Here is a 12807-nt window from a genome sequence, read left to right as displayed (position 1 = left end):
ACCCACCTGTAGCTCCCCCGGAATACTCAGCTCCCCATCCCAGCATAGGCAGCAATAATCTCCTGCCTGCGGAAACAATCCACGCTGTGGTCGTTCACCATCCCAATGGCCTGCATATGGGCATAGCAAATCGTGGAGCCCACGAATTTAAACCCTCGCTGGCGCAGATCCTTGCTCATCGCCTCTGATTCCGGGCTGGTAGCCGGGTAATCGCTCAACGTTCTGATTTCATGCACAATCGGCCTGCCATCAACAAACCGCCACATATAGGTAGCGAAACTGCCGAATGCCTCCTGGACCTCAAGAAACCTTTGGGCGTTATTGATTGCGGCCAGTACCTTCAGCCGATTGCGGATAATCCCGGGATTGCCCAGAAGTGCTGCCACCTGCGACTCGTCATATCGCGCCACCTTTTCCGGGTCGAAGTGATCAAAGGCGAGGCGATAATTTCCCCGCTTGCGCAGCACGGTGTACCAACTCAACCCTGCCTGGGCGCCTTCTAGAGTGAGGAACTCGAACAAGCGGTGGTCGTCGTGAACAGGAACACCCCATTCTCGGTCGTGATAATCGAGGTAATCTTTTTTGGTGGGATCAACCCAAGGACACCGGCTAACCTGTTTTTGCATCGGTTCCCCTTATTCCTTGCAGAAAAAAATCAACGAATCACACAGCCCGGCCTATTAGCATGCAGTCCCTGGAATTCCCAGATCACCAATAATCATTTTCTTTCTCCTCAAACCAATCATCAAACGCCTCTCGGAGCCTTTCTTCGTCGTAGTCGTACCAGTATTCTCCGTAAACTTTATATGCCCACGTTTCAAATGCTGACCAATATTCACGGTCACCGTCTGCTACACGATGGCAAGAGACGCACAAGACCTCAATGTCTTCAAGTCTTTCGCGATATAAAGTGTCGTAATGTTTATGGTGGACTTGAAGAATTTTCGGGCTCTTACCGCATCTCTGACAACGATGGCCTGCCTTGTATATGGCATACTTTCGTTTGTTGTGCCATTCTTGGGATTGCAGATACTTTTCGTAGCCCATTTCTGGACTTGGAGATCCTAGGGAAGTGTCAAAAGCCCTTTTGTCTTTTTGAGGCTCTGGCTCATCATTGGATATATAGAGATGGAGCTGTTTCATTTTATAGCCCAACGTCGGTGTAAATTGCCAAATGAAACGGAGCGTAACGAGATCAATTTGATACCGGCATTACATTTTCTATTTTGTATGAAAAACTATTAAAACTAGGAAAGTAGTAAATTTCATTCGTGCCTTCCTCAATACCTGCGCAATTTCTTGTTCCACATTTGAGCAATTTTAAGATCCTTATTTTTTGGTTTAATTCAACTTTAATCATTTGAACTGGCTTGTTTTCATGTTTGATATGTGTCTCTATATCATCTTTAGCTTTCTGGCTTCCATTTCGCTCGAAGTATACGAGGCTAAAAATATAGGCAACCCCAAACAAAGTCAATAATGCAGCTTTGCTAAAAATTGATTTTGCCCTAAGCTCTATAGGAGGAGAATTTCTTTTCCCGGCCCAAAACCGTCGAACTTTTACAACTTTTCTTTTTATTTTAACACTACCTCGAATCCAATCAATGTAACTTGGTAACAAAGCATGTGAATACACATACAAGGCAATAGCAGATAGTATTGCGAGAAGTAAAATAGGACCAAAAGAGACTAATAATCCTCCATAAATCACTTGATGAAAGCTACGCTCCATCATGTCCGCATCAAGCTTCGCAACGTCTAAATATCCATTGTATGCTGCTGTACTCCATGTATACAAAATGGCCGTAAGTCCTGCCAAAAAGATCGCGCCATCTATGCTCCGTCTCACGCCCCCTCCCTTAAGATGTAACACTGTAATAAATTGTATTTTCGCTAGTTGATTTCCATATATTGCGATCCTATGGGATAGGACAAGGGAAGTCAAAAGAAAACATCCCCCTATTCCCGTTCCAACCGCACCATGGTTTCCTGATGGGCGGTTTGCGGGAACATGTCCACCAGACGGACTTCGGCCAGACGGTAGCCGGCCTGGATAAGCCCGGCCAGATCACGGGCCAGGGTGGCGGGGTCGCAGGAGATGTAGATGATCTGCCGGGCGTTAAGACCGGGCAGCAGGGGGATGAGGTCGGCGCAGCCGGAACGGGGCGGGTCGAGGAGGAGGCAATCAAAGGTGGACTTTTCGGCCAGCAGACGTCTGGCTGCCTTGGTGGCGCTTTCCTGGCTGAATTGGCAGCGGTCACCAAGCCCTGCGGCCTCGGCATTGCGCACACCGCTGCGGATGGTGGAGCGCTGCATGTCCATGCCGGTCACCTCCCAACCCTGCATGGACAGGGGAAGGGAGAAGTTGCCCATGCCGCAGAAAAGATCCAGCACCTTGGCAGGCTGCATCTCCCGGGTCCACTCCAGCAACAGCTTGATGCAGTTTTCGTTCTGGCCAAGATTCACCTGGCAGAACCCCCCTGGTTCCAGGCCAAGGGTCAAGGGCTGACCGCACAGCTCACCAGGCAGGGAAAACTCCACCCGCAGCTCGCTTGGCTGAACCTCTCCCCTCTCGGTGAAATACGGCCCCTTGGTCTGGCCTTCCACGCTGAAGATCACTGCCGCAAGCTTGGGCAACGTCTGGCATAAGAGTTTGGCGGCCTGGTGCTCGGCGGGCCGGGTTTTTCTGGTGTAATGGATGAGCAGGATAACCGAGTTGTGACCGGGGTTTTCGAGCAGCTCGATGGCCGAGGCCAAGACCATAAGGGACTGGAACGGTCTGCTCTTTAAAAGGTCGGCAAGTACCGAATTGATGCCCTCTCCGGCCAGGGGGCAGCGGGAAACAGGGACCAGGCTGTGGCTCTGGCGGCCGAAATATCCCACCACTCCCTGCGCCACCTGCAATCTGATCCGCTGCCGATAGCCAAAGGGCTGGGGCGAGGCCAGGGGGGCTCCCAAAAGAGCGGGAAGCTCTTCCTCCCGGCACAACCCGGCCCGGCAGAGGGTCTCCCCAAGGATTCCGTTTTTCAGGCGGAGCTGCTCTTCATAGGTGGCGTGCTGGAAATCGCAGCCGCCGCAGGTGTCGTACACCGAGCAAATGGGAGGTATCCGGTGCTCCGAGGGGGTAAGCACCTCCAAGAGGTCCGCTTCCTGGTACTGCTTGTGCTGACGGCGCAGTTGCACCCGCACCCTCTCTCCGGGCAGCACGCGCGGCACCATGACCACCTGGCCATCGGACAGACGCCCCAGGCCAAGGCCACCCTTGATTACCTTGTCAACCGTGAGTTCCACGGATTTGCTCATCGGCTACTCCGCACTGTTTTCTTTCTTCTTTTGCGTGCCCAAAAGAAGAAACAAGAAAAAGGCACCCCAGCCAGTCCTGGCCCTGCGGGCTTCCCTTGCTTCTCGTCGAGGGCGGGACGCGGAAAAACTCGGGCTTCGCCCTCAGACAGTCGGAGTCTTCGCTTACCTCCCGCGTCTTTTCCCGCCCTCGCCTGCGAGGCGCGGCAGGACAAATGGGGGAGGGAAGAGAATTCCCATTGGCACGCAGCCGAGCACCGGAGAGGCTGCCGAAAAGGGGATTTGCACTGTTTGAGCGCAGCGAGTTTGCAAAGCCCCGGCAGCATCGAGGAGCGCAGGGCATCCCGCCAACGGCGGGACAAGAGACACAGGGGGCCTTTTCTTTGGTTCGTTTCTTTGGGCAAGCAAAGAAATGAACAGGAAAATGATTGGTATTCGGATAAAAAATGCCGGTTACAGGACCAGAGCCCCATACCGGCATTTGAGGAGCAATCATCCCCGATAAAACCTAATAGTTTTTATCCGCATAGGCAAGCCAACCGCCTGCTTCCACGAGATTTTTGTCGAACTCGTTCAGATTAAAGGAGATCGCCACCTTCTTGCTGCCCTGGGCCGTAAGCGTGCAACCGGCCAGATCCACTTTAACCTCCACCGACTCCCCCAGACCAAAAAGGGTCTCGATATCCTTTTTCGGCAGCTCGATGGCCAGCATGCCGCAGTTGTACATGTTCTGCCGGAAGATGCGGGCAAAACTCTCGGCGATGACCACGTTGATGTCGTTGACCTCGAAAACCCAGACCGCATGCTCCCGTGAGGAACCGCAGCCGAAATTGGCCCGGGTGATGATAACCCCCTTGCCCGCGATATCCTTGCGCGGGTCAAAGCCCCCCAATTTCAGGTCTTCCAGGATATAGGGCTGCAGGGCCAGCTTGGTGTTTTCGGTCAGGTACTTGGCCGGGATGATCTCGTCGGTATTGATGTCGTTTCTGTCAAGAAACAGCGCTTTGCCGCCAAACTCTTTCATTATTATTCACTCCATTGATGTTGGAATTGGTTGCCCCTAGAGAAGCTTTCGCGGGTCGGTGATATGGCCGAGCACTGCGGTGGCCGCGGCGGTAAGCGGGCTCATCAGGTGAACGATGCCGCCCTTGCCCATCCGGCCGTTGAAATTCCGGTTGGTGGTGGAAGCGCAGATCTCGCCTTCGGCCAAAACCCCGTTGCTCATACCCAGACAGGCACCGCAGGTGGGGTTGGTCACACAAAAGCCGGCCTCCATGAAGATGGCGATCAGCCCCTCTTCCAGAGCCTGGGAATAGACCTTGGGCGTGGCCGGAGAGAGGATGCCGCGCACACTGGCGGCGATCGTTTTTCCTTTCAGAATCCGGGCCGCGGAACGCAAATCCTCGATGCGGCCGTTGGTGCAGGAACCGATGTACACCTGATCCACCGGGGTACCTTCCATCTCGGTGACGTCCTTCACCTCGTCGGGCTTGTAGCCGAAGGTCACCTGGGGCACGAGCTTGGAGACGTCCAGGGTCATTTCCTGAACATAGGTCGCGTCGGGGTCGGAATGCCACTTGGCAAAGTCTTCCACCGCCAGATCGATGGATTCGTACTGATCCTTGATAAACGGCCAGAGGTATTTGGCGGTCACCCGGTCGGGCAGGCAGATGCCGCAGGTACCCCCGGCCTCGATGGCCATGTTGCACAGGGTCATCCGCGCTTCCATACTCATGGAGTCCACCACCGGGCCGACAAACTCCATGATTTTGTCGGTGGCCCCGTTCACCGTCAGTTCCTTGATGATGAAGAGGATCACATCCTTGGCGGAGACGCCGTCCTGCAGAGTGCCGGTGATGGTGATCCGCATGGTTTCCGGGGTGCGGAAGGAGCAGACCCCCTTCAAGATGCCAACCTCCAGATCGGTGGTGCCCACCCCTGCGGCAAAGGCGCCGAAAGCCCCGTGGGTGCAGGTGTGCGAATCACCCATGATCACCGTGTAGCCGGGGCGGACAAAGCCCTTTTCCGGGAAGAGGGCATGGCAGACGCCGTTGGCCCCGATGTCGAAAAAATCTACAATCTTGTGGCGCCGTGCCCAATCGCGGAGGATTTTGCCCTGGGTGGCGGTCTTGGAATCCTTGGATGGGGTGACATGGTCGATGACCGCCTTGATCTTGGTGGTGTCAAAGACCCGGTCCATGCCGCGGGCCTCGAGATCGGTAATGGCGATGGGCGTAGTGATTTCATGACACATGACCACGTCGATATCGAGGATGACATTTTCAGCGGTTGGAGTATCACGCAGATGCGCGGCGAAAATCTTTTCAGCTATGGTTTTACCCATTGTTCATGAGCCTCCGTGCAGGGGAATTGTCTGAGTGTTTTTTTGCGGGATCGTACCCACGGTAAAGAAGGTTTTTACCACATACCCATGACCCTTAGCCACGATAAAGAGGGGAATAGGTTTAAAAAATAGCCCAAATCATAAGGAAACCAAGTTTTATCCTACTTTGCGTTTGACCGGAGTTCCCAGGCTGTATATCATGCTACGAAATTAAATATTTTCTAGTAGTCCACACTTCTTCTGGCTTCTGTTCGCCACAAGAAATCAGACACCCAGGGGATAATTATTCTGAGTGTATGAGGTTCTTCAGGATAACGCATGCATATGGCACGAAAGAAGACCAAAAAACCTGTCCGGAAATTGCCTGTTGCCCAGGTGGAAACCCTGCAGACCGTCGAGTTGATTCTGGCCATCGCTCGCGATCAATTTGGCGAAGTTGCCCCCAGGCTAGGCGATCTGTTCAGGGATGTGGCCGATCTCTATGCCGGCCATTGGCCCAGCCATGAAGCGTGCGCTGTTACCTATCATAATCTCAGCCACTCCCTCGATGTCTGCCTTGCCGCCGCCCGGATGCTCTCGGGCTGGAACAGGGTTGAATCGGCACGAGCCTTGGACCAGCGCTATTTCCTGCTGGGCATGGCCGCCGGCCTTTTTCATGACGCCGGGTATATCAAGGACAAGGGCGACCATGCCGGAGATGGCGGAAAATTCACCCTGGTCCATGTCCGGCGGAGCATGGAGATCGCCAAGAAATACCTCACGCAAAAAAAGTGGCCGCCCGAAGAGGTGGAGGCGGTTGTCCGGATAATCTCCATCACCGAATACTCGCATCATCCCGATCTTGCCACGCTGTTCCCCGACTCCAAACTGAAGACCATGGCCCAGATGGTGGCCACCGCCGATCTGGTCGCTCAAATGGCGGACACCGATTATGTCCAGCGCATCGATGACCTGTTTGCCGAGTTTAAAGAAGTCTACGAGTTTGAAAACAGTGAAACCTTGAGCCGACAAGGGACCAAGGTTTACAAGACCGTGCAGGAGATCAAGGACGGCACCATTGCTTTTTATGAGCAGTTCGTCCTCCCCACCCTGACAAATCTTGGCCGGATGGATCGTTATCTTGCGGATTTTTTTGCTGACGGGAGAAACCCCTACCAGGAAAACATCACCGCCAATCTTTCCGGCCATCTCATGGATGTCCGCTCCCAGTGGCGCCGTATCGGCGATGTCCTCACCGACCTCGGTTTGGCGTCCAGCGAGCAAATTGCCAGCGCCTTAGCCAAGCAGCAAAAACTTGTCGGGAAAAAGCCGGATCCCGGCAAAAGTTTTAACTCCCTGCTCCGCGAACATCTGCTGCCCTGGTTCACCGCCCGTTCCCAGGAAGGACGCTGTCTGGGCGATATCCTCATGGAAATGCAGGCGGTTGAGCCAAAATCCCTGGCCAAGGGGTTGCTCGCCCAGATGCTGCCCGATTCCCTGTATGCATCGCTTTCGCCCCGGGAACTCCACTTTCTGCTCCAGGCTTCCATCCTCTTGCAGAATATCTGTAAGGGGCCCTGGATTCTCGGGGTGGTGCTGGAAATGGCCAACGAAATTCTCGATTGCGAGGCAAGTTCGATCCTGATCGCGGATCTCGAAGAAAAAGAGATGCTGGTTGCCCTGCCCACCGGCCCCAAAAAAAACGTGGTCTACGGCAAAGGGATTGCCATGGACAAAGGGCTTTCCGGCTGGGTCTATCGCAACGGCCAACCGGCCCGGGTAAGCAATGTCAACGCCGATGTCCGCTTTGACGGCGGCATGGACAAGAATATCGATTTTATCACCCGCTCCATCCTTGCCGTGCCCCTGCATGTGAACGGAGAATGTATCGGTGCCGTTGAGGCGCTGAATAAAAGCGACGACAATTTCACCCAACACGACATGAATGTCCTTGCCATCCTTGCCAATATGCTTGCCAATGTCATGGTCGGTGTTTTATGTCTCCAGACCACAAACCCTTGAGCGGCTTTTTCTTGCCCGGTTTCGCATAATACATTGCCGCCGCGTGCACGGCGGCTTTGACCCCCGGATGACAACATTTTTTAATGACAACCCTGCCCATGAAAATTTTCTTCTCCGCCCTGCTGGCTTTGCTTTTCGCCCTGCCCTCTTCTGTTTTTGGCGCCCAAGGGATCAGCATCGACGGGATAGTGAAATATCCTCCCGGTTTCCACAAGTTCGACTACGCTTCCGACAAGGCGCGGAAGGGCGGTCAGCTGGTCCTCCATGATCTCGGCAGCTATGACAAGCTCAACCCTTTTACCCTGAAGGGCACTTCCCCCGCAGGGCTTGAGGATCTGGTTTTTGAAACCCTGGCCGTGCCCAGTCTGGATGAGCCTTTTGCCTCCTACGGCCTGATCGCCAAGGATATCGTGGTGGCGGAAGACCGCTTGTCGGTCACCTTCACCATCCATGAAGCGGCCCGCTTTTCCGATGGCACGCCCATCACCCCCGAAGATGTGAAATTTTCGCTGGATACCCTGAAAAGCCCGGCGGCCAGCCCCTCGTACCAAATCTATTTTCAGGACATCACCTCCGCCGAGGTGCTTGACCCTCACCGGGTCCGCTTCCATTTTTCCCAGCGCAACCGCGAACTGCACATGATCGCCAGCCAGCTGCCGGTGTTCTCCAAGAAATTCTATACCTCCCATCCCTTTGACGCGCCGGACATGACGCCCCCCGTTGCCTCCGGCCCCTATCTGATCAAAGAGGTCATCCCCGGCAAATCCATCACCTATGCGCGGAATCCGCATTACTGGGGCAAGGATCTCAATGTCCGGCGCGGGATGTTCAACTTCGACACCATCGTCTACAAATACTTCAAGGATCAGATTGTGGCGGTGGAGGCCTTCAAGGCCGGGGAATTCGATTTTATGCCGGTTAATATCGCCAAGCAATGGGCCCGCGATCTGGACGGCCCCAAGTTCAAACGCGGCGAGCTTGTCCGGGAGACCCTGTCCCACAAGAATAACGCGGGCATGCAGGGTTTTGTCTTCAACCTGCGCAAGCCGGTTTTCCAGGACCGCATGGTGCGCAAAGCCCTGTCCCTGGCCTTTGATTTCGAATGGACCAATGCGGCCCTCTTTTTTAACCAGTACACCCGCTGCGACAGCTTTTTCAGCAATTCGGCCATGAGCGCCAAGGGCCTCCCCGCGGGACTTGAGCTTTCCTATCTCGCCCCTTTTCGCGCCACCCTGCCGCCAGAGGTGTTCACCACTCCCCCAACCCCTTTCAGCACCACCCCCCCTGCCAGCCTTCGCGCCAACCTGATCCAGGCCAAGGATATCCTCAACCAGGCGGGCTGGCGGGTACAGAACGGGGTCCTCACCAACTCCGCCGGTCAGGTGCTGGAGTTTGAAATCCTTCTGGTCGGCGCCGGTTTTGAGCGGGTGATGGAGCCTTACATCAATAACCTGAAAAAGCTCGGAGTGGTTGTCCATTCACGGGTTATCGACCCGGCCCTGTACATCCGCCGCATGGACAACTTTGATTTTGACATGACGGTCTCCGTCTTCGGCCAGGCCCAATCCCCGGGCAACGAACAGCGCAATTACTGGCATTCGCTCGCGGCCGAGCGCAAGGGCTCACGCAATCTTATCGGCATCGCCGATCCGGCGGTGGATCAGCTGGTGGACAGGATCATCTACGCCGAGACCCAGGCGGAGCTTACCGCCGCCAGCAAGGCGTTGGACCGGGTCCTCTGGTACGGCTATTATGTGGTGCCCAACTGGTATCTGGCCAAGCACCGGATCGCCTACCGCAACATCTTCGCCCGGCCGCAGACACTGCCCCTCTATTACTCCCCTTCCCAGGCCCTGATGACCTGGTGGCTGGTCCCGACAAACCAGCGGCACTGAGCTTTTTTTTAAAAGCGTATTCACCGGTGCTGGGGTAAACTATTTTGGTAGTGTTATTCAATGATACTTACTCCTATCGAGCCTTGATTTTTCATTCTATGAAAAAAAATATCCTCATTGCGCTCCTTTTTCTTCTTGTCTTTTCTCCCTTCCCTGCCCTGGCTCTGCAGCCAGGTGCGCAGAAATCCCCGGAAAACCCAAGGGTCCTGGTTATTCCCGGCACCGGCGACAGCCAGAACCTGTTGCGCAAGCTCGCCCAGCTCTTCGGCAGAAACCGTCCCGGCTTTACCGTGGAAATCCCTGAGAGCATCGGCAGCGGCGGCGGGATCAGGTCGGTTCTTACCGGAAAAAACGAGATCGCCAGGGTGGCTCGGCCATTAACGGAAAAAGAGAGCGGTCAGACGCTTTCCTTTCGGGTTTTTGCCCATTCGCCCATCGTTTTTGCGGTCAGTTCCGAGATTGCCGGGGTAGAGAGCCTAACCCTTGCGCAACTTGTCGAGATCTATTCGGGCAAGATCCAGTATTGGGACAGTCTGGGCGGCAGTGGCAAGATCTATGTGATGAACAGAGAAGATGGCGATTCCTCCCGCACGGTGCTCGATCAACTCGTCCCCGGCTTTAAAGAGATTATTGTGCCTCCAGGCTCGGTAATCTATTCCACCCCGGAGGCTGTGCAGACGCTGTTGTCCTCGCCAAACACCATCGGTTATCTGCCCATGCCCGCGCTGATCGACACCGGACTCAAGGTGCTTAAGGTTCAGGATGTGGCCCCTTCCGCCGCCAACATCCGGGAGAAAAAATACCGGCTGGTTGTCCCCTTTGCCCTGGTGTGGAAAGAGCCTCTCTCGCCGCTGGCCCAGCATTTTCTTGATTTCCTCTCAAGTCCCGGGGCAAGAAAGCTTATGTTGGAAAATGGCGTCATCCCTGTAAACGAGAGTAACTGAGCGATGCGCATCTCACTCTTTAAGAAAATTTTCCTCAGCCAGCTTGCGCTGATCATCATCGCCTGCGGGGTAATTTCCCTGGCCAGTTATGCGTTCATGGTCCGACTGTACAACGATTCCCAGGACGATACGCTGCGCATTCTCTCCTCGTCAACGGCCATGAGGGTCTCAAACAGAATTGCACAGCAGAAGACCACCCTCAAGGAGATCGCCGAAGCCAGGGAGGTTGCGCTCTATGGGCAAAAATATCAGGAACTCCTGCTTGCCCGCCACCTGAGCCGGTATCAGCAACAGTTCCCGGTTCTCAGCTATGTGGACAAGGACGGCAATCAGGAGTTCCGGCTGGTCAATGGCCATGCCAGCGACCTTCCCGACACCCCCCTTGGTGAGCAGAAGGTGTTCCGAGCCGCCATGGCCGAGCCGAATCAGACAATTCTCGGCGAGGTTGTCCTCGACCCGGTCACGCAAAGTCCCACCCTCCTCTTTGCCTACGCCAGGGTTGACTATTTCGGCGACCAGTTTCTTGGCCTGATCCTGGGGGAAACGCCACTGGCACAGATTTTTGCCCCTGCCGGCAACACTCTTGCCAGAAAAAACGACTCCTGTCGAATTGTTGCCCCTGACGGCAAGATCCTCGCCGATCCCGAAGCAAAAAACATCATGCAGCCGCTGGTGGTTGCCCGGCAGCAGACCGGTCAGCTCTTCGCCAAGGCCGCGGCTCAGTCCAAGGGGGAGATTCAGCACGCCACGGTCAATGGCGTGGAGTGCTATTTTGCCCTCAGCCGGATCCCCGATACCCCCTGGCTGGCCATGGCACTACTCCCTGCCGATCAATACAGCGCGGTGCCCGACCTGTTTCGGAACTTCTCTCTTCTCCTTTTTCTCGGCCTTCTTTGCCTGGCGACCATCTTCACCTTCTTGCTCGCCCGGGCCATCAATGCCCCGATCCGGAAACTTGCTCTGGCCAGCACCGCCATGGCCAACGGCGATTTCGAGCAGCGGGTTGCTGCGGGCAATGATGAAATCGGTGATCTGGCCGAGTCTTTTAACACCATGGCGGAAAAACTCGGGCTTGCCACCACCCGGGAAAAACATTTGTTGGCGGCAGAAGCGTCCGCCCGGCTCAACGCCGAACTTGCCGACCAGCATAAGAGCGAATTCCTCGCCAAGGTCAGCCACGAGCTGCGCACCCCGCTCAATATCATCCTGGGCATGGCGCAACTGTTGGAGGAGGATGCGTCCTCCGCCAAGTCGCAGGAAAAGATTGCAACCATCAAGGAAGCCGGCCAGAACCTGCTCCAGCTCATCGACACCATCCTTGATTTTTCCCGGCTGGAAAGCGGGGCCATCGTCCTTACCCCTACCCCTTTTGATCTGTATGGGATCCTTACCAGGCTGAAGAAAAAATACGAGCCGATTGCCAAAGCAAAGGGGCTTACCCTTGTGTATGCGGAACCGGAGGCGATGCCCACCACGGTGGTAGGCGATGCAGCGAGGCTCTTTCAGATCCTCGAAAATCTGCTGGACAACGCAATCAAATTCACGGACCACGGCGAAGTCTCCCTGCGGGTTCGTCCTCTTGCCCTCAAGGCCCGAAGCGACCAGCACATTATGCATCTCCGGTTCGAGGTGAGCGATACGGGGTGCGGTATTCCTCCGGTGCAACAAAACGCCATGTTTGAGTCCTTCAAGCAGATTGAATCCTATACGACCAGAAAGGCCGGCGGCCTTGGGATCGGTCTTACCCTCTCCCAGCAGCTTATCGCACTCATGCATGGCGAAATCACCATGAAAAGCGAGCCCGGTAAGGGGAGCACCTTTTTTGTCGATCTGGATCTGCCGGTGGCCAAGGAAGTGGCTCCTCCCCCAGTCGAAGCGAATAAGCCGGAAATAAGCAGCAGGGAAATAACCGAACAACCCAGCAGGGGGCGCGTTATGCATATACTTGTCGCGGAAGATAATCCGGTAAACCAGAAGTTGCTGCGCCTCATGCTTGAGATGCACGACCACCTGGTCCAGGTGACCGGAGACGGCAAGGAGGCCGTTGCCGTTTATCAAAAAAACCATATCGACCTTATTCTCATGGATGTGCAGATGCCCGAGATGAACGGTTTCGAGGCCACCGCCGCCATCCGGGAGCTTGAGAAAGAAAGCGGTCGGCATGTGCCGATCATTGCCGTTACCGCCCATGTCATGCCGGGCTACAAGGAGGAATGCCTCAAGGGGGGCATGGATAATTATCTTTCCAAGCCATTTCGGATGCAGGAGCTGTTCGCAATCATCGAGGAAACCATGACCTCCTTAAACAATCCGGCGGCGTGAG

General features: G+C 55.1%; 10 protein-coding genes. 4 read left to right on the top strand and 6 right to left on the bottom strand.

Annotation, left to right across the window (positions count from 1 at the left end; translation table 11 throughout):
* Positions 1–26 precede the first annotated feature (26 nt).
* The 6 genes from OLX77_RS11330 to OLX77_RS11305 all read right to left on the bottom strand — a co-directional run bounded on the left by OLX77_RS11330 (position 27) and on the right by OLX77_RS11305 (position 5644).
* Positions 27–626: a DNA-3-methyladenine glycosylase I gene (locus OLX77_RS11330; protein WP_307633713.1), complete on the bottom strand. Its 600-nt coding sequence runs from the start codon at positions 624–626 to the stop codon at positions 27–29.
* An 82-nt stretch (positions 627–708) separates the two neighbouring features.
* A complete protein-coding gene (locus OLX77_RS11325; RefSeq protein ID WP_307633712.1) occupies positions 709–1143 on the bottom strand; it encodes an HNH endonuclease in 435 nt (144 codons plus the stop codon).
* 52 nt (positions 1144–1195) lie between these two features.
* The gene (locus OLX77_RS11320; protein ID WP_307633711.1) at positions 1196–1849 is read right to left on the bottom strand and encodes a hypothetical protein; all 654 of its coding nucleotides are present in this window, start codon (positions 1847–1849) and stop codon (positions 1196–1198) included.
* Positions 1850–1959: 110 nt separating this feature from the next.
* On the bottom strand, positions 1960–3303 hold the full coding sequence (gene rlmD / locus OLX77_RS11315; RefSeq protein ID WP_307633710.1) for a 23S rRNA (uracil(1939)-C(5))-methyltransferase RlmD: 1344 nt from the start codon (positions 3301–3303) through the stop codon (positions 1960–1962).
* Positions 3304–3808: 505 nt separating this feature from the next.
* A complete protein-coding gene (locus tag OLX77_RS11310; RefSeq protein WP_307633709.1) occupies positions 3809–4324 on the bottom strand; it encodes a 3-isopropylmalate dehydratase small subunit in 516 nt (171 codons plus the stop codon).
* A gap of 36 nt (positions 4325–4360) precedes the next feature.
* Positions 4361–5644 (bottom strand): 3-isopropylmalate dehydratase large subunit, encoded by a 1284-nt coding sequence (locus tag OLX77_RS11305; protein ID WP_307633708.1) that lies wholly within the window; start codon positions 5642–5644, stop codon positions 4361–4363.
* A 318-nt stretch (positions 5645–5962) separates the two neighbouring features.
* Here OLX77_RS11305 and OLX77_RS11300 point away from each other — a divergent pair, with 318 nt between their 5' ends.
* From OLX77_RS11300 to OLX77_RS11285, 4 genes are all read left to right on the top strand, one after another.
* On the top strand, positions 5963–7645 hold the full coding sequence (locus OLX77_RS11300) for a GAF domain-containing protein (RefSeq protein ID WP_307633707.1): 1683 nt from the start codon (positions 5963–5965) through the stop codon (positions 7643–7645).
* Between the two features lie 98 nt (positions 7646–7743).
* A complete protein-coding gene (locus OLX77_RS11295; protein WP_307633706.1) occupies positions 7744–9540 on the top strand; it encodes an extracellular solute-binding protein in 1797 nt (598 codons plus the stop codon).
* 98 nt (positions 9541–9638) lie between these two features.
* Entirely contained in the window at positions 9639–10484 is an 846-nt protein-coding gene (locus OLX77_RS11290) for a PstS family phosphate ABC transporter substrate-binding protein (protein WP_307633705.1), read from the top strand.
* A 3-nt stretch (positions 10485–10487) separates the two neighbouring features.
* Positions 10488–12806, top strand: coding sequence for a hybrid sensor histidine kinase/response regulator (locus tag OLX77_RS11285; RefSeq protein WP_307633704.1), 2319 nt, complete (start codon positions 10488–10490; stop codon positions 12804–12806).
* The last annotated feature ends 1 nt before the right edge of the window (position 12807 follow it).

This window comes from Thiovibrio frasassiensis (assembly GCF_029607905.1).
GTDB classification, from domain to species: domain Bacteria; phylum Desulfobacterota; class Desulfobulbia; order Desulfobulbales; family Desulfurivibrionaceae; genus Thiovibrio; species Thiovibrio frasassiensis.
This window is presented reverse-complemented; position numbering and strand designations above follow the sequence as displayed.

Excerpts from the sequence above, each read along its gene's own strand:
- OLX77_RS11325 (WP_307633712.1), bottom strand. The coding sequence starts at position 1,143 with ATGAAACAGCTCCATCTCTATATATCCAATGATGAGCCAGAGCCTCAA.
- OLX77_RS11310 (WP_307633709.1), bottom strand. The coding sequence starts at position 4,324 with ATGAAAGAGTTTGGCGGCAAAGCGCTGTTTCTTGACAGAAACGACATC.
- OLX77_RS11305 (WP_307633708.1), bottom strand. The coding sequence starts at position 5,644 with ATGGGTAAAACCATAGCTGAAAAGATTTTCGCCGCGCATCTGCGTGAT.
- OLX77_RS11290 (WP_307633705.1), top strand. The coding sequence starts at position 9,639 with ATGAAAAAAAATATCCTCATTGCGCTCCTTTTTCTTCTTGTCTTTTCT.
- OLX77_RS11285 (WP_307633704.1), top strand. The coding sequence starts at position 10,488 with ATGCGCATCTCACTCTTTAAGAAAATTTTCCTCAGCCAGCTTGCGCTG.
- rlmD (WP_307633710.1), bottom strand. The coding sequence starts at position 3,303 with ATGAGCAAATCCGTGGAACTCACGGTTGACAAGGTAATCAAGGGTGGC.
- OLX77_RS11300 (WP_307633707.1), top strand. The coding sequence starts at position 5,963 with ATGCATATGGCACGAAAGAAGACCAAAAAACCTGTCCGGAAATTGCCT.
- OLX77_RS11330 (WP_307633713.1), bottom strand. The coding sequence starts at position 626 with ATGCAAAAACAGGTTAGCCGGTGTCCTTGGGTTGATCCCACCAAAAAA.
- OLX77_RS11295 (WP_307633706.1), top strand. The coding sequence starts at position 7,744 with ATGAAAATTTTCTTCTCCGCCCTGCTGGCTTTGCTTTTCGCCCTGCCC.